We start from the raw sequence: 23,446 nt of genomic DNA, 5'->3' as shown, positions 1-23,446 counted from the left end.
TTTCCTCCGGGACAGCGAGCGCGTTTTTTTGCGCGGTCAAACGTGTGTCTCCGCCTCCGGGCTGGTGAAAACTGGGCCTGGTCGCGTCCGTTCCCGGCGGCGCGCTCAAGGCGCCTCTGGTCACTTCCACGACCGCCCAGTTTTCCCAGCCCTGCGGCTGACACTAGTTTGGGCCGTCAGCAAAAAAAAACTTGCAAAACCGAACTCGGCTTCACAAGGCTATTCCTAATTTAGATATACTGAACGACAGAACAATTAAACTAAGCAGGATCATAGGCTAATTCAGCCTTATAGAATATTTTCCCACTCTTCTTCTCTTGTACGCCGACAACGTAAGTGTCGAAGCCACCCATGTCTGAGCTAACTTGTACAAGAACTGAATAATAGGCTGCTATATGCTTGCCTGAATATCCTGTACTGTCCTTTTTTGCCATTTTGCTTGGAAAGGCAAGTACAGCCGCAAACGGGTGCAAATTTTCCAGTATGCTCAACCGTACAGCATTCTTAGGCGTAAATGGCACGAAAAGAAGAAGCGAAAGTGCTAAAACCGTGGATAAAACTATTAGAAATCGTTTCATTTTTTTACGCATCAATGTATGTTTCACCGCCCGGCACGTTTTATTAAACAATCAATTGTACACCTAATTAAAGGCCTTCAGCAACATTGATAATTTTATTAAGCTAAGCGGACACCTGGACTTAATTTGGCTAGGAAAATATTCCTAGTCTGGGGTGAGGTATTGCTATTGGTTTAGACGGACTTAGGTCGTTTGACAGGTACTTCGCTTTTAGATTCGGAAACTTGCGGTTTCTGAAACGTACTCCGCGAGGCAACTGGTTCCGTTTAACACCGTAGCGAAAATGTCCCAGGCCCGGGGTAGGTCTTAAATCTTATCTTGTTTTAGGTCGTTTGATTGGCTCCTCGCGGAACTATCCCGATACTGGCGGCCTCTGAAACGTGCTACGCGAGCCAGACCCCTGCGCTTAACCCGGCTAAGCAAGTAGGGCAACGTCATTGATTTAGACTGACTTAGGGCGTTTGGTTGGCTCTTCGCGGAACTATCCCGGTACTTGCGGCCTCTGAAACGTGCTACGCGAGCCAGGTCCCTGCGCTTAACCCCGACTAAGCAATGACCCAAGCCCAGGGTCATTACTTAGTCGACGTTAATGCTCAGGACCTAAACGGCTCGCTCCGCACTCTTTGTTACATTTCTTCAAAATCTGCTTTTCAGGTTTCCGCTGGGCTGGAATTTCTGTATAATAGAGAAGACTATGGCATAGAACGGAGGAAATAAGTTGGATAATGGCACAAATCCTACCCCGTCGCGACAAGAATCGGGGAAGAAACGGTCGTTTGGCCGGCGCATCATGATCGGCGTGGCAAGTCTGCTAGTGCTTTTGGCAGTCGTCATTGGATTCTTTGGATATCATTACTTCCAGACGGCGTTGAAACCCATGGACACTAGCAATAACAATGTGGTTCAGGTTCACGTGCCGATGGGGGCAACGTCCAATAAGATTGGGCAGATCCTGCAGGACAAAAAAGTGGTTAAGAGCGGCATGGTCTTTAACTACTACGTGAAATCGAATAAGTTTACGAATTTCCAGGCTGGGTATTACCAGTTGAAACCGTCCATGACCCTGAAGCAAATTGCGACGCAGTTACAGAAGGGTGGTTCGGCGGAACCCATTCAGAGTACCGCTGGTAAGGTGCTGGTTCGTGAAGGCGAAACGGTCGACCAGATTGCGGCCGAGATTCCGATCCAAACGGATTTCACCAAGAAAGAATTCATGAGTCTGATGCAGAGCCCAGCGTTCTTCAACGAATTAGCGGCGAAGTATCCGCAACTTCTGAGCTCCGCCAAGTCTGCCAAGAAGGTACGGTATCGGTTAGAGGGGTATTTAGCTCCCGCAACCTATCAAGCCGGCAAGAAGATGACCTTGAAACATTTAGTAACCGAAATGGTTGCGAAGACGGATCAGAACCTGCAAGGCAGTTACGCCACCATCAAGAAGGAAAAACGCACGGTGCAAGAAACCCTGACGTTAGCCTCCTTGGTCGAACGTGAAGGCGTCACGCAGTCCGACCGGGATAAGATTGCCGGGGTCTTCCTCAACCGCATCAAGGCGGGGATGGCCTTACAATCTGACATTTCCGTGCAATATGCCTTGAAGACCACGAAGTCGACACTGACTTACAAAGACCTCAAGGTGAAGTCACCGTATAACCTGTACATCCACACGGGTTACGGGCCAGGGCCATTTGCAAACCCTAGCACGTCATCGATCAAAGCAGTCTTACACCCGAAGGACCAGAAGAAGGGGTACTACTACTTTATCGCGAATACCAAGACGGGAAAGGTTTACTTCTCCCAGACTTATGCACAGCATCAAGAAAAGACGAGTTCACTAGCAAGCGATAATAAATAAAAGGATGGCGACAGTGTTGGCAAACAAGAAACGACCGATTATCATTGGGGTTACCGGGGGTTCCGGTAGTGGCAAAACGACCGTAAGTCGGGCAATTTTCAATCAATTGATTGGGCATTCAATCATGATTTTGCAACAGGATTCGTACTACAACAATCAAGATGACATGACGATGGAAGAACGGGCTGCCGTGAACTACGACCACCCATTGGCCTTCGACACCGACCTTTTGATTTCCCAATTGAAGCAATTGTTGAACTACGAACCCATTGAAAAGCCTGTTTACGACTACACGTTGTCCACGCGGAGCAAGGAAACGATTCACCAGGAACCACGGGACGTGATCATCTTGGAAGGGATTTTAATTCTGGATGACGAACGGCTGCGGGACTTGATGGACATCAAGGTCTTCGTTGACACGGACGATGACATTCGGATCATTCGCCGGATTCAACGGGATATGAACGAACGGGGCCGGTCACTGGAATCCGTTATCCAACAATACTTGGCAACGGTTAAGCCAACTTACCATCAATTCGTTGAACCAACCAAGCGTTACGCCGACCTGATTGTGCCTGAAGGTGGCGAAAACCAAGTCGCTATCGACCTGTTAGTCACGAAGATTCGGGCAATCCTCGAAGCTAGTGGCAATGACCAAGTTTTTGACAATCCAGATACAACCATATAGAATAGGACAGGTTAGCTGATAAAAACGGCTAACCTTTTCTATCAATCAAAATAAACTTCAACTTGTGGGTGAACCGCAAGACTAAAATTTGCTAAAAGGGGTGGCCAGTGTGGCACAAGATAAAATGTATCCAATGACTGAGGAAGGTAAGGAAAAGCTCCAAGCCGAACTCGAAGACTTAAAGATGGTTCAACGACCAAAGGTGATTGACCGGATTAAAATTGCACGTTCTTACGGGGACCTTTCAGAAAATTCTGAATACGAGTCAGCCAAGGACGAACAAAGTATGTTAGAAACGCGGATCAGCACCGTTGAACGCATGCTGCAATACGCCCAAATCATCGACAACGATGGTAGTGACAAGGATGAAATCACCGTGGGTAAGAAGGTTACCTTCAAGGAATTGCCCGATGAAGAACCCGAAGAATACACCATCGTGGGTGCCGCTGAAGCCGACCCAATGTCTGGGAAAATCTCCAACGACTCACCAATCGCTAAGGGCCTGTTAGGTCACCGGAACGGGGAAAAAGTGACTTTCGATACCCCGGGTGGCGACATGACTGTGCAGATTTTAGCAGTCGAATAAGAAAAAAGTTTTCGTGACTTTTTCAAATCGTTCTGAAATTTAAAGGGTGCCTCGACCACGGTCGGGACGCCTTTTTGCTTACTTTTAAGCAGTTAGATTGAAGACCACAATTTAATTGTGTATAATGCAGTTAGTGAAACGATACTTGCCAAGGACCCGCTTGGCGTGGTATAAATGGTATGAAAACGGATTCACAGTCTGTCAAAGAGGAGTCTATCAAAATGAAAATTAATGTGACTGATGCAGCAAGCAAATGGTTCCGTGAAGACATGGGAATGACTGGTCGTGGCGTTCGTTTCTTTGGTAAAGTTTACGGCAAGACGCCGGTTCACGATGGCTTTTCACTCGGCATGACCCCGGACGATCATCCCCGCCACCCAATTGTTGCAGAAAAGAAGGACGATGTGACCTATTACATCACCGAGGGGGACCAATGGTTCTTCGTCGGTTATGATTTGACCATCGATTACGATGCCAAGACAGATGGCCCCGTATATATCTACGACGACAATGGTGAACTTGATAAGTAAGTCGCTAACAAATTCGTTTGACCAGGTTAAGGTCAGGCGGATTTTTTCGTTTGGCTGGAAAAGTTGTAAGAGCCGTGTAGGTGAACAGAAAAATACCCCCGATTAAGTCGCTAGGACTTGGTCGGGGGTATTTGGCGTAGGCAGTAGTCATCAGGCAACTCGTTGGGGCTAAGCCATTATGAGCCGTAAGGGTAGTGAAGATGATAAAAGTCAACTGTAATTAAGCCAGTTAGAAAACGTCCATGACCCAGTCATTAGGACTTAGCCATGGACGTTTAAGTGAGGTGTTTGCGTGGGTAGTTAGTCCCTATAAAACCAATTAATTGAGCGGTCCATTGGGGCTAAGCTAGTGTGCGCCGCAGGGCTGGTGAAAATGGGTTCAGCCGTGGGAGTTGTCTTAGCGGTTTACCGCTTAGACAACTGCTATCTTTGAGACGTGGTCTTCGGCTCAAAGTAAGTCCGAAGACCGCCTCCCAGGCTTCGGACGTGCGCCCACAGCGTCACGGCCCATTTTCACCAGCCCGGAGGCAGCCGTGGCTTAACCGCGACGGCGGTGGGAGAGCCACCAGCCGCCGGTCAGCCCCAGCAACGTCACCAGGCTAACCAGGATCCCGGCATTCAACAACGGTGGCCAGTAGGACAGCGTCACGGTACTCTGGCCCTTAGGCAGCTTGACCGCAGTGAACATGCCGACCGTCTTATACGTCTTAACGCGCTTGCCATTGACGGTGGCGTGCCAACCCGTGGAGTACGGTACGGACGTGTTTAGAACCTGACCGGCCGTCTTGGTCGTGATGGTTCCACGGAAGTAGCGACTGCTGTGTCTCGTCAGGTGCCAGGGTTGCGTCTTTAACTGCGCCACAGCCCGTTGGAACTTTGCCGTATTCAATTGATACAGCGTGAAGTTGTCCAGCCACAACGAGCCCTTTTTCAGTTGAATCGTTAACGTCTGTTTCTTACCCTTGGCGTGGTCGGCGGCACTGACCATGATGGTGTTTCGGTAGGTCTTGTACTGATCCAGTGTCTTGCCATTCAGAATGAACGTCGCGTTATCCGAATTGACCGTGGAGCCAAAGGTCAGGTAGTACGCGTCATTGGTGGTTGGGGTAAACGTCAGCGTAATCTTAGCGGGCTTCAACAGGTTTTTGCGTTGTAACACGGCGCCGGTAATTTTCGACTGCTGGGCGATGTTTTGGAACGTCACTTGGTCAAAATTCTCGGCCGTGTACAGGTGCTGGTCCGTGGCCTTGCCGGTCAACGCGGCCAGCCAATTGGCCTGATACTGTGCCGGGTCGGCCGTCTTGTTCTTCAACGTTAAAATCTGTTGACTAGCGGCATAGCCCAACGGTAGGGCGTACTGGTTGCGGTAGGTCGTAGCCCATTGGTCCTGACCCACGGCTTGGTAATCGGCCAAATCGGCCTTGTTGGTGGACGCCGGTAACATGCTGGTCCCACTCAACGCACCGGACAATTGCTTTTGCTGGAAGTAGTATTTCATGTTCAAAAGGGAATCGGTGACCAGCGTCCCGTTACTGTATTCAACGAAACCGTCGCCATCCGGACTCCCAATGTTGCCGTAGAAGGTCGGCGTGGCTTTGGGCAGGACGGACGAGAAGACGCCCCCGCCGGCGTAGCCCGTTTGAAAGGCATCGCCCTTGGTTCGCAGGAAGGTCTTGCCGATACGGTAGACGCCCTGATCCTTCTTCTGCACGCGGTTGACCAATCGTTGGAGCTCGTTGGTGTAGTTGCCGTATTCGCCTTGAGAGACGTAGCTAATGTTGTTTAACGACATGAAGGCGTTGGCCGAGACCTCGGTCACCCCGATGACGAAAAAGGCCAGTGGGTAGATCCAGTGGTGCTTGACGGGCAGCGTCGTCAGGCTTAGGGCCAAGACGGCAAAGAACAGGCCGAGGAGCACTTGATTCATTTGTAAGAACTTAAAGGACTTGAGGTTCAAGGCCACGTAGGCAGTGCCGGCCACGATGATCAGCGTGGCGACGGCAATGGCTAACCAGCCGGGTTCGAAGTCATCCGTCAGCGTTTGTGCAGCTAACCAGATCAGCCAGAAGCTTACGACAAACGAGAACCGGTACGGGTACCAAACGGGAAACTGGCCCGCGTGCCACAACAGGTCGAGGGGCTGAACGCAAAGGGACAGGGCCAAGAAGAGGGTGATGATGCCGGCGGTGATGCGGCTGCGTAGCTTGATGCGTTTGTCCGCAAAGAAGAAAAGACTCCCCAGTAGCGCCAGCGCACCGATGAAGAGGTTGGCGGTGCCGTCCGGCATTTGGTCAAAGTTGAAGGCGCCCATAAAGAATTTGGCAATCATCTTCGGTGGGAAAAATTCAAACTTCCACTTAAAGGTCGTGACCGTGTACTGGGCCTTGCTTTGCGACAGGGACCACCAGGTTGGCAGTAACACGAATGCGGCCAACAGGCCACTCACGGCGGAGGTCAACGCAAACTTAACGGTTTGGCCCCAGAAGTGCCGCCAGTTGGTAAATTGGTCGACGGCAAACCAAACAAATGCCAAAATCAAGAAGAGACAGATCATGTAGGCCATGTAGTAGTTCACGACCAGCATAATTGTTAACCAGACAACGTAGGTGCGCCACTTGCCGGTGTGCATCAACAGATACAGACCGTAGAAAATCAGCGGTAACAGGTACGCCGCGTCTAACCACATGATGTTGAGTTGGTTGGCAATCGACCAGCCCATCAAAGCGTAGGCGGTGGCCAACGTCACCAGCTTAAAACCGGATTGATTGGTCGTCTTGAGCAGTAACCAGCCGAAGGTCAGGCCGGCCAGCCCATATTTGATCACGGTCAGGAGGAAGACGCCGGTCGTGAGCGTGGCGCCGGGACAGAGCAGTAACAACCAGTTCAGCGGACTGAGCAGGTAGTACGACCAGGTCCCCAGCATTTCGCCACCTAAGCCATTGGCAAAGGAGTAGAAAATACTGCTGGGATCGTGCAGTAGGGCTCGCCGGAGATAGGCAAAGAAGTCAATGTACTGCTGACCCAGGTCGACCGTTAACAGGCTACTCGAGCCGAATGGGGCCATCTGACGGTAGATAAAATAGGCCGTCATTAATAAAAAGGGCGTTAAGAACGCACCCAAAAGCGTGGATTGACGTTGTGTAAGCGACCAACGTCGTTTTTTTTCTTGCAAGGAAGCCACCTCAATCTTTCAATAATTTAAAAGCAAGTTGTGAGTGTTGCGGCGTGAATCAGCGGATTCAGCCTAAGGGCGAAGCCGGCGTGGTGGTCAGTCTGACTGGGTTGGTTACCAGACGCGACCACGTGTGGTCAAAGATTGACCAGTTCTTATCATACTATACTGGGCCAGCTGTGCGGCCGGATTGTCATATTTTTAAAGATATTTCAGAACTCAACTAAAATACTGGCTATGGGTTAAACTCGTGGAGCATTGCCTCCGGGATGGTGAAAATGGGATTGGAACGCGGTGGGTTTCGTTCCCGGCGGTGGGCTCAAGCCGCCCTGCTGTGGGGCCGGTTCCAGCCAAAAAGCGGGCTTCCACCTCAACTTTGAGCCTGAGAACCGGTCTCAAAGGTTGTCCCATGCTCTAAGTTGCGAACAAATCACGCAACTAAGACCATCGACACAGCCGGGCAGCTTGGCCCACCTCTGGTCACTAACACGCGCGTGTTCCATTTTCACCAGCGTGGTGGCTGCCACGTGTTTAGTCCACAGACGTTGAATACTAAATCTTATGTATTAGCGGACCTAGCGGACCATCGAGAAATTAAAAAGGATTGAGATGGAGTTAGCCATTCAAATAAACTTTGATCCTATCGAAATAGTGAGCCTTGAAGAATTAAGTGGCAGGTGTCGTAGATGCGGCTAAGGACACGGGTGTGATAGATTAAGCGCGTGTTGGCCATAGTAAGAAGGAAAATGAGACTACCTGTAGGAGCTGCTACAAATTCTATTTAAGCTAATTCGATTACGTAATAGATTTATAGAGAGACTGCACACACCCAGAGACACAGGCAGACATAAATAAGATATGGCCAGTCCCCAACGAATAGAATATTCAAGGAAAATGTGAGTGACCAGAGGCGGGCCAAAATGCTCAGCTGTGTCGATGGACTTGGCTGGGGTACTTTCCCAGCCTAGACCATGAGACGATCTTGGAGACTGGTGGTTTTCCAGGCTTCAAGGCGAGGTGGAAGACCGCTTCTCAGTCTGGAGCCGTTCTCCACAGCAGAGCGTTTTGAGCCCGCCGCCGGGAACGGACAATTAGCCACAAAATATTTTGAAAGGAGAAAAACCGCCATAATTTATTTATTTTTGGTAAAATGGGGAGCAGGTCACTTTTGGGTGAATCACAGTATGCTAGAATACCAATTGGGCGTCAGCCATCCCGGCCTCTAGAATAGCATAGTTTGTTTAAATTTCTGAAGTGGGATAGTGACTGGCCACGAAGTTTGGTAGAATAGTAGCTGTACAATAAGGAGCAGAGCTGTTGTGAAGAATTTTTATAATCGCGTTAGCAACCGAAATCAGCGATCGAGTGACGGTCCCGTGAAGTCCGAAATCCCGTTTCGGTTGAACTTTCTTTTCATCATTGTTGCCCTGTTATTTGCGGCGCTGATTGGTCAGTTGGCGTATTTGCAAGTAATGTATGGGTCGCAATTTAAGGCGGAGGTCAATTCGACCGATACCACGATTGAAACCACCAACGTGCAACGGGGGATGGTTTACGATTCCAACGGTAAGGTATTAGTGGGGAACAAAGCCCACCAAGCCATTTCCTACACCAAAGGGGTCAACGTTCTGTCCACCAGTATGTACGACATTGCCAATAAGTTAGGCCGGTACTTAACGGTCTCCACCAGTTCTTTGACGCCACGGCAGTCGATTGACTACTACTTGACCGATACCAATCGGTTAAAGGCGGTTGAGAAGAAGTTGTCCGGCACCAAAGGCATGTCCACGACGCAAATGTACAACAAGGCCCTGAGTTATTTGGAAAATGATTCTTCGTTCAAATTGACCCAAACGCAGAAAAATGCGGCGGCCATTTTTGCGAAGATGAGTGGGGCCTACGCGTTGTCGACCACCTATATCAAGGATTCCGGCGTTTCCAGCAAGGAAATTGCGGAAATCGGTGAACATTTATCCGAAATGCCTGGGGTACAGGTCGGGACAAGTTGGTCACGGAACTATCCAAACGGGTCGTCGATCAAGTCGATCATTGGAACGGTTTCATCCGAAAAGACCGGATTGCCTAGCGACAAGGTCAACGAACTGTTAGCCCAAGGCTACTCACGGAATGACAGTGTGGGGCAATCCTACCTAGAACAGGAGTATGAATCCGTTCTGCGGGGGACCAAGGCTGAAAAGCAGGTTGAAGTCGCTGGTAATAATACCGTGACCAAGGAAGTTAAGAAGTATGGTGGCTCCAAGGGGGATAACCTCCAATTGACCATCAACTCCAGTTTCCAGAAGCAACTGCAGACGCTGGTCCACTCAGCTGAATCTGGTGCCGGAGGTGTCTCGACCGGGACCTACGCCATCGTGATGAACCCGAATACCGGGGGCATCATTGGGATGGCCGGGGTTGACCGGAACCCATCCACGGGTAAGATTACGACGAACGCCTTAGGTGCCATGAACAGTGACATCGTTATGGGGTCTGTCGTCAAGGGTGCCATGGTTTCTGGGGCGTTAATGGATGGCGTGATCACGCCGTACAATAACACCTTGACCGATAAGCCAATCACCGTTGGTGGGGTCAAGAAGGCTTCCTGGTTTAACGCCAATGGGGGTGCCGACATGGCTGTCAATGCCTCCACGGCGCTGGAAGTTTCTTCCAACTCCTATATGATGCAACTGGCCATGAAGGAAGCTAAGTTTAATTATGTTTCCGGCGCGGCTTTGACCATGGGTACCAGCATTTTCGCCAAGGAACGGGGCTACTTCAACCAATTTGGGTTGGGTGTCTCGACCGGGATCGACCTCCCAGGCGAAAGTACCGGGTTACGGGGTTCCAGCAGTAAGGCCCACATTGGGAACGCGTTGGACTTGTCCTTCGGGAACTACGATGCCTACACGGTCTTACAGGTTGCCCAATACATGTCCACGATTGCCAACGGGGGAACCCGGATTGCGCCACACGTGGTGGGATCCATTCGGGGAACCAAGTCCGACGGGTCACTGGGAGCTGTGAAGAACTCTGTGACGCCAAAGGTCCTGAACCGGATCGACATGACGGCAGCGGAGAAGAAATTAGTTAAGGAAGGTCTGTACGACGTGGTTCACGGGAGCAACACGTACAAGACTGGGGACGAGTTATCATCGATCTCACCAGAAATCTCCGCTAAGACCGGGACGGCCCAAACGTATTACAAGGGTAGCGAAACGGTTACGTTGAGTCTGGCTTCTTATGCGCCATCGACGAATCCACAGGTAGTCGTTGCCTTGGCAATGCCTAACCTGGGGGTCAATGCCGAAGATAACAATATGAAGTTAGCTAAGCAAATCTATTCAGCTTACTGGAAGACGGTCCAATCGACCTCAACCCTTAAGTAGTGAGTGGTAAGTAACAAAAAATGAAAAAATCGTGTTCCGGGCGAAATCCCGCGGTGTCGGCGATTTTACAGCTGTTAAGTATTTTTGCTTAACATATTTAGGATTATCACTGGTAATTGCTGCCGATTAATGGTAATATATTACGAGTTAAGGGCTCTAGCCTGTAATTCTAAACAAGTTGGGAGGTTACCCACAATGCGTGTACACATCACTTTAGAATGTACGGAATGCCACGAACGCAATTACTTATCCAGCAAGAACCGGCGTAATAACCCGGACCGGGTTGAATTTAAGAAATACTGCCCACGTGACCGGAAAGTAACTTTGCATCGTGAAACTAAGTAAGGTACGGGCGAGAGTCCGCACCTTTTTTTATTGAAAAAATCTCTCAAGGGGGTAAATCAATGCAATCCAAAGCCTTGTTACGGCAACAGACGATTCAAGACCTCATTGCCATGCCCGCTGATCAACGTCAGGCGGCGTCGGCGGACTTGTACCGGCAACTGTTTGCGTTACCAGCTTGGCAGGCCGCTAAGCGTATTGCAACGACCATCAGTGGGGACTTCGAGTTGGCAACCCAGCCGATTATCGACCGTGCCCGAGCCACGGGGAAAACCATCGCGGTGCCGGTCACCTTACCGCACCGGCAAATGGCCTTTCACGTGGTGGATGATCAGACGACGTTTGCGACCAGTTCGTTTGGCTTGCAGGAACCGGTCAACGGTGCCATTATCGAGCCAGAAGAATTTGATCTGATCATCGTGCCGGGTCTGCGGTTTGCCGCGACCGGTGAACGGCTGGGCTTTGGTGGCGGTTATTACGACCGTTATTTACCCCGAACAAACGGGTTCAAGGTGGCGCTAGCTTTGCCGGCACAACAGGCGCAGCAGCCGACTTGGCCAGTTGAGGACTTCGATGTCTTATTGGACGCTGTTTTGGCAGCGCCCGTCCAATAGAAAGGAAGCCTTGCGGTGACGAATTTTAAATACCGGCTACGGCGCTTAGACCAGACGCCTTACATGACGATTGGCTTGATTGTGATCAATGCGCTGGTCTTCTTGGCGATGACGTTGGCCGGTGGCAGTACCAGTGTGAACGTCCTGATTACCTTCGGGGCGAAGCTCAATGCCTTGATTCAACAGGGGGAGTGGTGGCGATTATTTACCCCCATGTTCCTGCACATTGGGTTTACCCATATCCTGATGAACATGATTACCCTGTACTTTGTGGGGATGCAGATTGAAGCCGCCTTTGGGCACACGCGTTTCCTCGTGATGTACCTGATTGCCGGCATCGGTGGGAACGTGGCATCTTTCTGCTTCTCTAACAGCCTGTCAGCGGGAGCCAGCACGGCTATCTTTGGGCTGTTTGGGGCCTTCCTGATGCTGGGAGAATCCTTCTGGCAGAATCCGGGTATCCGGCAGTTAGCGCGGACATTTTTAGCGTTCGTGGTCATGAACATTGCCTTTGATCTGTTTACGCCAGGCATTGATTTAGCGGGTCACTTAGGCGGCCTAGCCAGTGGCTTCTTGATAGCGTATACCGTTGGCGTGCCACGAATTGGTAAGGTTAGTCCGATTAAAAGAATCGTGGCCACCATCGTGCTAATTGGTGGCTTGGTCTGGCTTTATTTACACGGCATGGCCCAGTAATTGTCGAAAAGTCTCGTGCAATTTCATGGAGGTTGTGGCACAATGAAAACGTTATATGATGTTCAGCAGCTACTTAAAAAATTTGGTATTTATGTGTACGTCGGTAAGCGACTTTGGGATATCGAAGTGATGGCATTGGAATTGGACCACCTCCGAAGAGCACGGGTGGTGGATGATCCAACCTTTGTCCAAGCGAAGATCGTTCTCACGCATGAACACCGTTTAGAGGAACAACGAGCAAGAGATAAGCACCAATCCATTGGAGGGATTTAGCGTTATGGCACGAAATTTAATTGGAATCGATTTAGGTGGGACCACCACGAAAATGGCTTTTCTCTCACTTGCAGGAGAAATTCTGACGAAGTGGAGCATTCCAACCGACATCTCTGATGAAGGTAGCCACATCGTTCCAAACATCATTGATTCAATCAGTCAACATATCATCAACTCAGAATTCAGTAAGAGCGACTTCTTAGGTATCGGGATGGGGACGCCAGGTTCTGTTGATATTGAAAATGGAACCGTTATCGGAGCTTTCAACCTGAACTGGAAGAAGCGCCAACAAGTCCGTGACCAGATTCAAGAAGGCTTAGGCCTGCAATTCATTCTGGACAACGACGCCAACGTCGCTTCACTGGGTGAATACTGGAAGGGTGCCGGCGAAAAGGACAGCGATGTCGTCTTCGTTACCTTAGGCACTGGTGTCGGCGGTGGGGTCATCGCTGGCGGTCACTTACTCCACGGCATCAACGGTGGGGCCGGCGAACTCGGTCACGTCACGGTTCAACCAAACGGCTACCTGTGTACCTGTGGCAAGCGCGGTTGCTTGGAACAATACGCTTCCGCAACCGGGGTCGTTCACGTGGCTGCTGACATGGCCAAGGACTTCATGGGCACGTCTCGTTTGAAGGAAATGGAAGACAACCAGGAAAGCGTTACCTCTAAGATGGTCTTCTACTTAGCCGACAACGGTGACATCTTGGCCAACCAAGTCGTTGACCGGGTAACGTTCTACCTGGGCTTAGCCTTGGCTAACGTAGCCAACATCTTGAACCCAGCCAACATCATCATTGGTGGTGGGGTCTCCAACGCCGGAAACACTTTATTACAACCAACGACGCGGTATTTCCAAGAAAATGCCTTCCCAGCTGTTCGTGACTCAACGAAGTTACGCTTAGCACAATTGGGGAACGACGCCGGGGTTATCGGTGCCGCTTCATTAGCTTTGCGGTTCCAAAAGAGCAACTAGAACAAGTGGTTTAGGAAGGACGATTTAGTTTGGTAATTGCAGCAATTTCAGGAATGATGGTCTACACCATCATTTTGCTAGTCTTGATCATCGCTTGGGCGGCTTGGCAAATGATTACGATCGTTCGCCGGAACCAAGTGGCCACCGTCATTGACGAGGACACGTTCCAAGCGGGCATGCGTAAGGCTCAGGTCATCGACTTGCGCGAAAAGAAAGACTTTGATGCTGGCCACATTTTAGGGGCCCGCAATATTCCTTATTCCACGTTTAAGGCTTACCATACGGGTATCCGGGCTGACTTGCCCGTTTACCTGTACGACCAGGGGAAAGCATTGAGTACCCGGGCAGCCTTAATGTTGGGCAAGGAAGGCTACAAAGACATTTCGATTCTGAAAACGGGTTATGCCCGTTGGCAGGGTAAGACCAAGAAAACCAATTAGGCAAAATAAAAGTGTGTCACGCGGAATTTTTCCGGTGACACACTTTTTTAATTACCCTGATAAGTTGACCAAGTGACTGGTCTTAGTAAAACTTAGTTGTGATGAGCGGCGTGACTCTTGCGGTTAGCCAACTTCCGGTTTTCTTCGAACCGAGCTTCTTGATCTTCGATTGGTTGAACGACCTTCTTCTTGAAAGAAAAGACTGCGCCGGCAACGGCACTAGCGGTCGCAACAACGCCAAATAAGAACCCTTTTGTGAAGTGCTTCATAGCATTCGACTCCCATCGTTTAAGATTTTAAGTTATCCGCTTCCATTATGCTATTTTTCCCTTCAAATTGCTAGTGATTTACATGGTGTTCTGATTGGCATGGAGCTTCGGGGTAGTTCTTAGCCGCGCGTTACCGTTCTATCGGCTGAAATTGTGTTGGCACGTGTACCTGTCTCTTTACTAGGATACATTAAAGATGTGGATGACGAGAAAGGTATGGGCGATTTAGGCGTTAATTATTGGAAATGAGACCGACAGTGTAGTAAGTGACCAGAGGCGGATCAAAGTGCCCAGCTGTGTCGGTGTTCTTGGTTGGGAGGGCTGACCCAACCTAGAACACGGGACGACCTTTGAGACCGTTTCTCAGGCTCAAAGGCGAGGTGGAAGCCCGCCCCACAGGCTGGAACCGTTCCCCACAGCAGGGCACCTTGGATCCGCCGGCGGGAACGGCAACCACATCAGTCTCATTTCCAATGGTCAAAACGTAACAATTTAGGACGAAACGCTGGGGTTCTGTGGTACCCTTACTAATAGAATTAACGTGAAGGGAATGGGAATGCGTGTTTAAGAGACAACCCACACAAATCATTGCACACCGGGGCAGCAAGGGGACCCGACCGGAGAACACACTGCTGGCATTTCAGGCGGCGCTGGATGCTGGGGCGGATGGCATTGAGACCGACGTGCAATTTTCTAGCGACCACCAATTAATTATTATGCATGACGAAAAGGTTGACCGGACCACCAATGGCACCGGTTTGGTGCAGGACCACAGTCTGGCAGAAATCAAGCAACTGGACGCTGGTAGCCACTTTGGCAGTGAATTTGCCGGGGCTAAGGTGCCGACGCTGGATGAGGTTATTCAGCTGTTACTCAAGGACCACTTTACCGGGGTGTTTAACCTCGAGCTGAAGACGAATAAAATTCATTATGACGGCATTGAACAGGCGCTGGCGGATTACTTTACCCGGCAACCCGTGCCGTTTCGACTGGTTTTCTCAAGCTTTCGCGCGCAATCAATCGTAACGTTGCGGAGTCTGTATCCACAGGCGGAGTACGCGAAATTGTTTAAGACGGCTGGACGTCAGGCAAAACGCATGCAGCGACAGCACCTGGTTGGGGGCTTACATCCAGACATTCGCTGGGTCAAGGCCCACCGCTTCTGGTTGCCCCACGTGCAGTTGCGGCCGTGGACCGTGAACAGCCCCGCTGACATGGCTTACTGCTTGCGGCACCATTTTGCTGGTCTAATCACGGATTACCCGGCGCGAGCGGTGGCGTTGCGAGAAAAGATGCAGGGAGGCAAACGAGATGACTAAGGTTTTAGCAGTTGTGGGCCCGACCGCGGTGGGGAAGACCTCACTGGCGATTCGACTAGCGCAACAATTGAACGGTGAAATTATTTCTGGCGATTCGATGCAGGTGTATCGCCACCTGGACATTGGGACAGCCAAGGCGACTCCGGCAGAACAGGCCGCGGCGACGCATCATTTGATTGACGTTCGTGACGTGGACCAACAATTTACGGTCGCCCAGTTTGTGGATGCGGCCCAGCGGCTGATTCAGGAGATCACCGACCGTGGCCACCTGCCCATCATTGCGGGCGGGACCGGATTTTATTTGCAGGCCCTGTTTGACGGACTGAAATTGGGCGCCGATGCCCCGGGTGACCCAAAAATTCGCGAAAGTCTGCGGGCAGAGGCCCAGGCCAATGGTCCTCAGGCACTCTGGCAGCGGCTTAACGGCCTGGATCCAGTTGCGGCCGGGAAGATTCCCCCAACCAACGTCCGGCGCACGGTACGGGCACTGGAGGTCATTCAGGTCACGGGACAGCTCTTCTCCCACCAAGATAATGGGGGACCCCAGTATGATGAACTGTATTTGGCGTTAAATACCGACCGAAACCTGTTGTATGACCGTATTAATCAGCGGGTCGACCTGATGATGACCGCTGGCTTGTTGGATGAGGTTCGTTGGCTGGCGGCGCAGGGTGGCACAGCTTTACCGGCCGCGACGGGCATTGGCTACCGCGAATTGTTGCCGGCTTTAGATCAGCCCAAGCGCTTGCCGGCAGCCGTGAACCTGATCAAACAAGATTCCCGCCACTATGCCAAGCGCCAACTGACCTGGTTTCGGAACCAAACCACGGCAACCTGGTACGACCTGGTCCAACATCCAGAAGCTTATGAACAAATTATGGTCCAAGTAACTGACTGGCTGAAGGCTTAGTTCTTACGATTAATTAAAGAATTAATGATTTTTAGCCTTCATGTCATGTTTTCTAACATGAATCCTTGACTAGCGCTTTCAGCGTGGTATGATGGCATCATAGTTAAAGGGGGCCAGTAGTGATGAAGGAAAAAGAGTTGCGTCGATCGTTGGCAGTCCTGCCAATTGGGACGGTGATGAAGTTAACGAGCTTGACGGCCCGCCAGATTCGCTACTATGAGGCCCAAGAGTTGGTCTTTCCCGAACGCAATGAGGGTAATCGGCGGATGTATTCGTTAAATGACGTCGACCGATTGCTGGAAATCAAAGACTACCTGGCTGAAGGGGTCAACGTGGCGGGCATCAAAGCCATTTATGATCAACAACAGCAGGCGGCCCAAGCGAAGGAAGCGGCCCAACGGCAACCTCTAACGGATGAAGACGTGCGGCGCATTTTGCAGGACGAATTCATTCGCCAGGGTGGCCTGGGTCATCCAACACCGGGGATGCCGCAACAGCGACCCCTTTAGACCACGGTAGGAAATTTCAAAAAACAGCAAGGAGCGATTTTTAATGGCAAAGCCGGAATTCACCAAAGATGATATTCGTCAGATGGCCAAGGACGAAAATGTTAAGTTCTTACGGTTAATGTTCACCGATTTATTTGGGACAATCAAGAACGTTGAGGTGCCCATCAGCCAACTCGATAAGTTGCTCGATAACAAATTAATGTTTGATGGTTCTTCAATCGATGGGTTCGTCCGGATCGAAGAAAGTGACATGTACCTGTACCCCGACCTTTCCACGTGGATGATCTTCCCATGGAGTACGGAACGGGGCAAGATTGCCCGGGTCATCTGTGAAGTCTACACGACCGATGGCAAGCCATTTGAAGGCGACCCACGGAACAACTTGATTCGTGTGCTCGATGACATGCGCAAGGCCGGCTTCACCGACTTTAACATTGGACCAGAACCCGAATTCTTCCTGTTCAAGATGGATGAAAATGGTAAGCCAACGACCGAGTTGAACGACAAGGGGAGCTACTTTGACATGGCCCCAATGGACTTGGGTGAAAACTGTCGGCGTGAAATCGTTTTGACCCTGGAAGAAATGGGCTTTGACGTTGAAGCGGCGCACCACGAAGTCGCTCCTGGCCAACACGAAATTGACTTTAAGTACGCCGATGCCTTAACAGCGGCTGACAATATTCAAACGTTTAAGCTGGTGGTTAAGACCATCGCTCGGAAGTATGGGCTGTACGCCACGTTCATGCCAAAGCCGCTGGCTGGCATCAACGGGTCCGGGATGCATTTGAACATGTCCCTGTTCCATGACAAAGGGAACGCCTTCTACGACAAGGACGGCAAGATGGAATTGTCCGAAGACGCCTTCCACTTCTTGGGCGGTCTGTTGAAGCATGCCCGGAGCTTTACCGCCATCTGCAACCCGATCGTTAACAGTTACAAGCGGTTAGTCCCTGGCTACGAAGCGCCAGTTTACGTGGCTTGGTCCGGTTCAAACCGGTCACCACTGATTCGGGTACCAAACTCCCGTGGCTTGTCCACCCGTTTGGAATTACGGAGTGTTGACCCCGCAGCTAACCCATACTTGGCCATCGCTGCCGTCTTGGAAGCCGGCCTGGATGGGCTGCGTAACCAATTGGCACCACGTGAGGCCATCGACCGGAACATTTACCGGATGGATGCCGAAGAACGGCAAGAAAACCACATCACCAACCTGCCGGACACGCTGCACAACGCGTTGAAGGACTTGGCTGCCGATGATGTCATGCGCAATGCAATGGGCCATCACCTGTACCAAAGCTTTATCGAAGCCAAGAACCTGGAGTACAACTCTTACCGGACGCAAGTTTCCGAATGGGAACGCGATCAGTACCTGGAACTGTACTAAACGGGCTAAGTTCCCGCCTCCGGGCTGGTGAAAACCGGGCCTGGTCACTGCCACGGCCGGCCCAGTTTCCCCAGCCCTGCGGCTGACACGGGGTTAGTCCAATGGTGACAGTCACTAGCCACTGCTGTGTCAGATGACTGTACGAGAGAAATCGGTTAACTTGCTCCTGTTGGACGCACTGTCTTTTAAAGCTGGTGTGGTCGTCAGCGAGACCTCATTTTAAAACTTAAATCACCTAAAGATTCGGGACGACTGTCTCGAATCTTTTTTCGTGGTGACAGGGTAAATTTTTAACGGTCGAGAAAAAATTAATGCTTTTCCCATAAAACTTCAGGCAAACTGCTTTTTTCTCGGCCAATTTTTGGTAACATGAACGTATAACCAAATGTTCACGGCAAGCGCTAGGGAACATCAGAATAATGAGGGATAATCCATGGAAAATCAAGAACAACAAGCTAGTGCCGCCGATGCCTTAACACAGGCAATCGCCAACAAGCTCGAATACTTAAGCACCTTGCAAGCCGCAGTTCAACACGGCGATGATCGTCAGGTTTACGAATTGCTGGACCAAGTGCGTTACTATCAAGAAGTGAAGAAGACCCGCTCGACCCGGGCAGTGAACCACCTGGCAGAATTGGTCGATAATATTCATCCCCAGATCAGCCACTACTTAAGTGACAACCTGATCGATTACTTGGGGCACATCTACCCATTCTTTTACTACGAAGAATACACGACCGGCCTGTTCCACATTTACTTTGGGAACTGGTGGGACCGGCGTCTCTTTGGCGACTTAGACGTCATTAACGTGAAGTTTGAGTTCGACGAAAAGGAATATCAAAAGCTCAAGGATTCATTCGCCTTGGAAGCCCACGGTCAACGGCTCAACACCGCTCAGATCGAATCCATTTCTGGTCAAAGTGAACAACTTCAGAAATTGGTGGACGCCCAAACCACACGGGACAACCAAAAGGCTGACCTGCGTGAACAGCTGAAGGAAAACAGTGGCAAGAGCAGCATGCCTTGGGATTCCGGTAAGCTCAAAGACGAACGTCAGGGGATCATTGACCAATTGACCAAGCTGGCGGACGAGGACGAAAAAGCCCTGAACGCTCACAAGACGATCAAGGAAAACGATGATAAGATTCTGGTTTTGTCTAAGGAAGATACGATTTTAAATTACGAAAAGCAGAGTATTCGCGACGCCTTTGATGACTTTGAACATTTTGAAGCCCACAATGCGAGTCTATACGCGGACTACTTGAACAGCCTGTTAGGCAAGAGCGAGGGCGAGGTGACAGTTGATGATTAATGAAAATGACCCATCGACATTGACCACCAGTGGCCGGTTACTCAACTATAACGAGGCAATTAAAGATGGCTTGGAAACGGGACTGCGGTTCACCAAATTGATGGACCAACTGATCAAGACGACGGATCCCGATGAATTGGTTTCTGCCGCCACGGAGCTGGCCGACTTTACGTTGGATTCCGACTACGTGACCTTCCCACACCAGTACAGCAACGCCGACTATTACCTGTTATTCATGTCCCGGATGCTGGAACTGCACGATCAGGGGAAGAACGTCATTTTACAATCTCGCGACCACCGCGAAGAGTTGACCCAACAGTTAACGCCACTGGGTGACCGTGGAACGTTTAATTTCCGCGTGGAAACGTCTGAAAACGGTGGGGTTTACTACCGCGAACGGGCAACCGGCCAATCCTTGTTCTACTTGAATTTGGAACGGAAAATGTTCCGCTTCAACAGTCATGCGCTGACGCAGCTCTTTATCATCGATCTGCACGAGACGGTGCCTGCCGAAACGGTGAAGACATCCGTTCAGATTCTCGTGGACTTTGCGCGTTATCTGAAGGAAGACTACGGCTATTCCGTGGACTTCAACATTTTAGATGCCGCCAACCGCCAAAACTATGCGGTGCGGTCAACGGACTTGCCAGCTGGCGTGGTGGACCGTCTGTTTGTGATGGCCGCCAAGGAAGACTACATGTTAACCAACGGCGTCAACGGCAACGGGGCTGAAATCGCGCTGGAACACGGCGTGGTGGTCGATATCTTCAACAACCAATTGGAAGGCCAACCAGAGTGGGTCTTGACGGTCCACGATGACGACCAGAAGATTTCCTGGTTCGACGTTCTCCTGAAGTACCCATTCATGCGTGATTGGTACCTGGAAAACCTGACGGACCTGGAAATCTCGTCCGACCCCTTGATCTTTGGTTAGGAGGATTCCCAACGTGTTAGAGTTAGCAAAATTAGTGCAACAATCCATCGCCCTGGATGAGCAGATCACCCGGGACAGAGATATTGAAATGACCCGGAAGTCACAGATTGAAAACGCCTACGTGGCCCTCGACGTGGAACTGGCCGAAGTAGCCAACACGTCGGAATGGTTTAAGGTCTGGAAGACCCACCGTGGCAAGGCCGATGCTGGTCAAACGCCGGAAGAAACCCTATTGACGGAGTACACGGACGCCATGGACTTTTTCTTCCTGGTTGCGGCCAAGAAGACCTGGACCCACCTGATCATGTTGACGGAAGAAGATCTGACGACCCTCGAAAACAGTCGGCCGGCTAAGGACTTGGACCAACAATACTTGATCCTGAAACGGATGGTGTTCAACAGCCACTTTTCCCACCGGCAAGAGGACTTCCGCCATGCTTGGCGGTTGTTCCTGAAGTGGGGGTTCGTGGACTTCGGGTTTAGTCAGGACCAGATTCAGACCGCGTACGAGGCCAAGCGCCAAGTCAATCTCGACCGCCAAGCCAACAATTACTAACGGTTTGGGCTTGGTTCGAAACGGTCGTTGTCCTGCGCTTCCGGGCTGGTGAAAATGGGCCGTGACGCTGTGGGCGCGCACCTGGAGCCAAAGGACGGTCTCCAGGCTTACTTTGAGACTCTGAGAAGCGAGTCTCAAAGATAGCAGTTACCTAAACGGGGGACCCGCTAAGGCAACTCCCACGGCTGAGCCCATTTTCACCAGCCCTGCGGCTGACACTGGTTTGACCCGCACCCATAACGGTTAGTTGTTGGCGTGGGGATGGCGACGTGTACTGGTCAGCGGACGCCAGCCTGTTTATGTATGGTTGGTGTCCGATACGCTTAACGTGAAAATTACAATAATTAGTGAATCGGTTAGGCAAATGTCAGTGACCAGAGGCGGGCCAAAGTGACCAGCTGTGTCGATGGTCTTAGTAGAGCGATTTTCTCTACTTAGAGCATGGGGCAACCTTTGAGACCGTTGTTTGGCTCAAAGTTGAGGTGGAAGCCCGCTTCTCAGGCTGGAACCGCCCCCACAGCAGGACACTTTGAGCTCGCCGCCGGGAACGAACCAATTAGCCTAACCCAATGAATGATGTTTACGAATAGAATGGTAAATGAAAAGCTAGTTCGTAGTCGGACTAGCTTTTTCTAGAAGTGAAGGGAGCGAGACATTATCAGTCAGACAGACCCACGCGTTGTCCGGACGAATGACCGGCTGCGCCAAGCATTGAGTACGCTACTCCAACAAAACTCGTTGAAGCAGATTTCCGTACAGAAGTTGACTCAGACGGCCCAGATCACCCGCGGGACCTTTTACCTGCATTATAAGGACAAGGTGGACTTTCTCGAACAGACTGAGCAGCAGGTCATTGATGAATGGTTTGCGGCCGCTAAGACGACCCTGACGCCTGAGGGTGAACCGACCCCGGGTTTTGCGTTGGGACCGGCGTTACGGTACGTTGACCAACATCATCAAATCTTACTGGTCTTGTTGCACCCCCAATTCACGCAGTTTCAACCCCGACTACTTCAGCGCTTTGAGCGGGAAATGACCGCTTACGCCCAACACCTACCAGCACCCGATGGGGAACAGCCCCCACTGGATGTGCAGACGGCTTTTTTAGCGACCGCTTTTACCGGGTTGGTGCACCACTGGCTAAATGACAATCGCCGTTACCGGTCAGAATTTTTGGCACAATCTTTTTGCCAATTATTAAAGCCGGAAGTCACGCCAGTCGCGGCTTGGTTCGCGCCGGTCGGAATCGACTTGCCAATTGGTGCAGAAAAAGCTTGACGTAAGAAATCCTATCAAGTATAATTTTCATGTTGTATTTGTGGACTTCCACAGCTGCAACCGCTCGGGACAAGTTAGTAAGTTTTCCGCCTTGCGGAGCACTTGTTTTCGGCGAGTCTAAGTCTAAATATATAAGGAGGTGCACACACATGTACGCAATTATCGTAACTGGCGGCAAGCAGTACAAGGTCGAAGCAGGCCAAGCTGTTTACGTCGAAAAGTTGAACGTTGAAGCTGGTGAAAAGGTTACTTTTGACCAAGTTGTCTTTGTCGGTGGTGACAAGCCTAAGATTGGGACGCCAACTGTTGCAGGTGCAACCGTTACTGGAACTGTTGAAAAGCAGGGTCTGGAAAAGAAGGTTGTTACTTTCAAGTACAAGGCCAAGAAGGGCCAACATACGAAGAAGGGTCACCGTCAACCATATACCAAGGTTGTCGTTGATGCTATCAACGCTTAAGCCTAAAGATTAAAGAGAGGCGATCTCGATGATTCACGCGACGTTCCATCATGGAACTAACCGAATCGATTCATTCCAAATCACTGGCCACGCTGACTCAGGTGAGTATGGTCAAGACATTGTTTGCGCTGCGGTCTCGGTGCTTGCGATTACGACGGTCAATGCGCTACAACGAATCGCTGAGATTCCAATAGAGGTTGAGAATCGTGATCAGGAGGGTGGTTATCTGGAAGTCCACCTTCCACCAAAGCTGGAAGCAACGGCCGAATTAAAGGGACAAACACTCCTCCAGAGTTTTGCGGATGGGTTAAGAGATGTCGCCACAAATTACGCGGATTACATTCAATTCGCTGAAACCAAAGACTAAATTGCGGAGGTGAAACT

General features: G+C 50.7%; 24 protein-coding genes and 1 other annotated feature. Of the genes, 21 read left to right on the top strand and 3 right to left on the bottom strand.

Going from position 1 to position 23,446, the window contains the following annotated elements; all coding sequences use genetic code 11:
- Window positions 1-260 precede the first annotated feature (260 nt).
- Complete coding sequence (locus EKM84_RS11945; protein WP_125765980.1) at window positions 261-629, bottom strand: hypothetical protein; 369 nt, start codon at window positions 627-629, stop codon at window positions 261-263.
- A gap of 667 nt (window positions 630-1,296) precedes the next feature.
- Here EKM84_RS11945 and mltG point away from each other — a divergent pair.
- The 4 genes from mltG to EKM84_RS11925 all read left to right on the top strand — a co-directional run bounded on the left by mltG (window position 1,297) and on the right by EKM84_RS11925 (window position 4,234).
- Window positions 1,297-2,430 (top strand): endolytic transglycosylase MltG, encoded by a 1,134-nt coding sequence (mltG, locus tag EKM84_RS11940; RefSeq protein WP_125765979.1) that lies wholly within the window; start codon window positions 1,297-1,299, stop codon window positions 2,428-2,430.
- Between the two features lie 4 nt (window positions 2,431-2,434).
- A complete protein-coding gene (gene udk / locus EKM84_RS11935) occupies window positions 2,435-3,118 on the top strand; it encodes a uridine kinase (RefSeq protein WP_373300822.1) in 684 nt (227 codons plus the stop codon).
- A gap of 109 nt (window positions 3,119-3,227) precedes the next feature.
- Window positions 3,228-3,704 (top strand): transcription elongation factor GreA, encoded by a 477-nt coding sequence (greA, locus tag EKM84_RS11930; RefSeq protein WP_125765978.1) that lies wholly within the window; start codon window positions 3,228-3,230, stop codon window positions 3,702-3,704.
- Between the two features lie 221 nt (window positions 3,705-3,925).
- Complete coding sequence (locus tag EKM84_RS11925) at window positions 3,926-4,234, top strand: HesB/YadR/YfhF family protein (RefSeq protein ID WP_125765977.1); 309 nt, start codon at window positions 3,926-3,928, stop codon at window positions 4,232-4,234.
- 538 nt (window positions 4,235-4,772) lie between these two features.
- On the opposite strand, the gene EKM84_RS11920 is transcribed toward EKM84_RS11925, so the two are convergent.
- On the bottom strand, window positions 4,773-7,406 hold the full coding sequence (locus EKM84_RS11920) for a YfhO family protein (RefSeq protein WP_125765976.1): 2,634 nt from the start codon (window positions 7,404-7,406) through the stop codon (window positions 4,773-4,775).
- A gap of 1,319 nt (window positions 7,407-8,725) precedes the next feature.
- On the opposite strand from EKM84_RS11920, the gene EKM84_RS11915 reads away from it, so the two are divergent.
- The 7 genes from EKM84_RS11915 to EKM84_RS11885 all read left to right on the top strand — a co-directional run bounded on the left by EKM84_RS11915 (window position 8,726) and on the right by EKM84_RS11885 (window position 14,133).
- Window positions 8,726-10,792 (top strand): peptidoglycan D,D-transpeptidase FtsI family protein, encoded by a 2,067-nt coding sequence (locus EKM84_RS11915; RefSeq protein WP_125765975.1) that lies wholly within the window; start codon window positions 8,726-8,728, stop codon window positions 10,790-10,792.
- A 195-nt stretch (window positions 10,793-10,987) separates the two neighbouring features.
- A complete protein-coding gene (rpmG, locus tag EKM84_RS11910; protein ID WP_011667723.1) occupies window positions 10,988-11,137 on the top strand; it encodes a 50S ribosomal protein L33 in 150 nt (49 codons plus the stop codon).
- A 59-nt stretch (window positions 11,138-11,196) separates the two neighbouring features.
- Window positions 11,197-11,748: a 5-formyltetrahydrofolate cyclo-ligase gene (locus EKM84_RS11905; protein ID WP_125765974.1), complete on the top strand. Its 552-nt coding sequence runs from the start codon at window positions 11,197-11,199 to the stop codon at window positions 11,746-11,748.
- Between the two features lie 15 nt (window positions 11,749-11,763).
- On the top strand, window positions 11,764-12,444 hold the full coding sequence (locus tag EKM84_RS11900; protein WP_125765973.1) for a rhomboid family intramembrane serine protease: 681 nt from the start codon (window positions 11,764-11,766) through the stop codon (window positions 12,442-12,444).
- A 42-nt stretch (window positions 12,445-12,486) separates the two neighbouring features.
- Window positions 12,487-12,717 (top strand): YqgQ family protein, encoded by a 231-nt coding sequence (locus EKM84_RS11895; RefSeq protein WP_125765972.1) that lies wholly within the window; start codon window positions 12,487-12,489, stop codon window positions 12,715-12,717.
- Window positions 12,718-12,721: 4 nt separating this feature from the next.
- A complete protein-coding gene (locus EKM84_RS11890; protein ID WP_125765971.1) occupies window positions 12,722-13,693 on the top strand; it encodes an ROK family glucokinase in 972 nt (323 codons plus the stop codon).
- A gap of 29 nt (window positions 13,694-13,722) precedes the next feature.
- Window positions 13,723-14,133, top strand: coding sequence for a rhodanese-like domain-containing protein (locus tag EKM84_RS11885; RefSeq protein WP_125765970.1), 411 nt, complete (start codon window positions 13,723-13,725; stop codon window positions 14,131-14,133).
- Window positions 14,134-14,225: 92 nt separating this feature from the next.
- Here the strand turns inward: EKM84_RS11885 and EKM84_RS11880 are convergent, their stop codons facing one another.
- A complete protein-coding gene (locus EKM84_RS11880; protein WP_125765969.1) occupies window positions 14,226-14,402 on the bottom strand; it encodes a DUF3042 family protein in 177 nt (58 codons plus the stop codon).
- A 560-nt stretch (window positions 14,403-14,962) separates the two neighbouring features.
- On the opposite strand from EKM84_RS11880, the gene EKM84_RS11875 reads away from it, so the two are divergent.
- The 10 genes from EKM84_RS11875 to EKM84_RS11830 all read left to right on the top strand — a co-directional run bounded on the left by EKM84_RS11875 (window position 14,963) and on the right by EKM84_RS11830 (window position 23,429).
- Window positions 14,963-15,721, top strand: coding sequence for a glycerophosphodiester phosphodiesterase (locus tag EKM84_RS11875; protein WP_125765968.1), 759 nt, complete (start codon window positions 14,963-14,965; stop codon window positions 15,719-15,721).
- Window positions 15,714-16,631 (top strand): tRNA (adenosine(37)-N6)-dimethylallyltransferase MiaA, encoded by a 918-nt coding sequence (miaA, locus tag EKM84_RS11870; protein WP_125765967.1) that lies wholly within the window; start codon window positions 15,714-15,716, stop codon window positions 16,629-16,631. The genes EKM84_RS11875 and miaA overlap by 8 nt, the downstream gene beginning before the upstream one ends.
- Window positions 16,632-16,753: 122 nt before the next feature.
- Window positions 16,754-17,140: a MerR family transcriptional regulator gene (locus EKM84_RS11865; protein WP_125765966.1), complete on the top strand. Its 387-nt coding sequence runs from the start codon at window positions 16,754-16,756 to the stop codon at window positions 17,138-17,140.
- Between the two features lie 43 nt (window positions 17,141-17,183).
- Window positions 17,184-18,524, top strand: a complete 1,341-nt coding sequence (glnA, locus tag EKM84_RS11860) for a type I glutamate--ammonia ligase (protein ID WP_125765965.1) — start codon at window positions 17,184-17,186, stop codon at window positions 18,522-18,524.
- A 433-nt stretch (window positions 18,525-18,957) separates the two neighbouring features.
- Window positions 18,958-19,836, top strand: coding sequence for an exonuclease SbcC (locus EKM84_RS11855; protein WP_125765964.1), 879 nt, complete (start codon window positions 18,958-18,960; stop codon window positions 19,834-19,836).
- Window positions 19,829-20,770, top strand: a complete 942-nt coding sequence (locus EKM84_RS11850; protein WP_125765963.1) for a hypothetical protein — start codon at window positions 19,829-19,831, stop codon at window positions 20,768-20,770. The genes EKM84_RS11855 and EKM84_RS11850 overlap by 8 nt, the downstream gene beginning before the upstream one ends.
- A 13-nt stretch (window positions 20,771-20,783) precedes the next feature.
- Window positions 20,784-21,326 (top strand): dUTPase, encoded by a 543-nt coding sequence (locus tag EKM84_RS11845; RefSeq protein WP_125765962.1) that lies wholly within the window; start codon window positions 20,784-20,786, stop codon window positions 21,324-21,326.
- 711 nt (window positions 21,327-22,037) lie between these two features.
- Window positions 22,038-22,604 carry a TetR/AcrR family transcriptional regulator gene (locus tag EKM84_RS11840; RefSeq protein WP_125765961.1) on the top strand — a complete coding sequence of 189 codons (567 nt, stop codon included), beginning with the start codon at window positions 22,038-22,040 and terminating at the stop codon, window positions 22,602-22,604.
- 48 nt (window positions 22,605-22,652) lie between these two features.
- Window positions 22,653-22,733 (top strand) — a sequence feature (ribosomal protein L21 leader region).
- Between the two features lie 20 nt (window positions 22,734-22,753).
- Entirely contained in the window at window positions 22,754-23,062 is a 309-nt protein-coding gene (gene rplU, locus EKM84_RS11835) for a 50S ribosomal protein L21 (RefSeq protein ID WP_048736202.1), read from the top strand.
- A 28-nt stretch (window positions 23,063-23,090) separates the two neighbouring features.
- Entirely contained in the window at window positions 23,091-23,429 is a 339-nt protein-coding gene (locus EKM84_RS11830; protein WP_125582851.1) for a ribosomal-processing cysteine protease Prp, read from the top strand.
- Window positions 23,430-23,446: the final 17 nt, after the last annotated feature.

Source organism: Levilactobacillus mulengensis (assembly GCF_003946045.1).
GTDB classification, from domain to species: domain Bacteria; phylum Bacillota; class Bacilli; order Lactobacillales; family Lactobacillaceae; genus Levilactobacillus; species Levilactobacillus mulengensis.
This window is presented reverse-complemented; position numbering and strand designations above follow the sequence as displayed.

Coding starts and splice junctions, on each gene's coding strand:
- udk (WP_373300822.1), top strand. CDS start 2,435: ATGGCGACAGTGTTGGCAAACAAGAAACGACCGATTATCATTGGGGTT.
- EKM84_RS11925 (WP_125765977.1), top strand. CDS start 3,926: ATGAAAATTAATGTGACTGATGCAGCAAGCAAATGGTTCCGTGAAGAC.
- rpmG (WP_011667723.1), top strand. CDS start 10,988: ATGCGTGTACACATCACTTTAGAATGTACGGAATGCCACGAACGCAAT.
- EKM84_RS11905 (WP_125765974.1), top strand. CDS start 11,197: ATGCAATCCAAAGCCTTGTTACGGCAACAGACGATTCAAGACCTCATT.
- EKM84_RS11895 (WP_125765972.1), top strand. CDS start 12,487: ATGAAAACGTTATATGATGTTCAGCAGCTACTTAAAAAATTTGGTATT.
- EKM84_RS11890 (WP_125765971.1), top strand. CDS start 12,722: ATGGCACGAAATTTAATTGGAATCGATTTAGGTGGGACCACCACGAAA.
- EKM84_RS11880 (WP_125765969.1), bottom strand. CDS start 14,402: ATGAAGCACTTCACAAAAGGGTTCTTATTTGGCGTTGTTGCGACCGCT.
- miaA (WP_125765967.1), top strand. CDS start 15,714: ATGACTAAGGTTTTAGCAGTTGTGGGCCCGACCGCGGTGGGGAAGACC.
- EKM84_RS11865 (WP_125765966.1), top strand. CDS start 16,754: ATGAAGGAAAAAGAGTTGCGTCGATCGTTGGCAGTCCTGCCAATTGGG.
- glnA (WP_125765965.1), top strand. CDS start 17,184: ATGGCAAAGCCGGAATTCACCAAAGATGATATTCGTCAGATGGCCAAG.
- EKM84_RS11855 (WP_125765964.1), top strand. CDS start 18,958: ATGGAAAATCAAGAACAACAAGCTAGTGCCGCCGATGCCTTAACACAG.
- EKM84_RS11850 (WP_125765963.1), top strand. CDS start 19,829: ATGATTAATGAAAATGACCCATCGACATTGACCACCAGTGGCCGGTTA.
- rplU (WP_048736202.1), top strand. CDS start 22,754: ATGTACGCAATTATCGTAACTGGCGGCAAGCAGTACAAGGTCGAAGCA.
- EKM84_RS11830 (WP_125582851.1), top strand. CDS start 23,091: ATGATTCACGCGACGTTCCATCATGGAACTAACCGAATCGATTCATTC.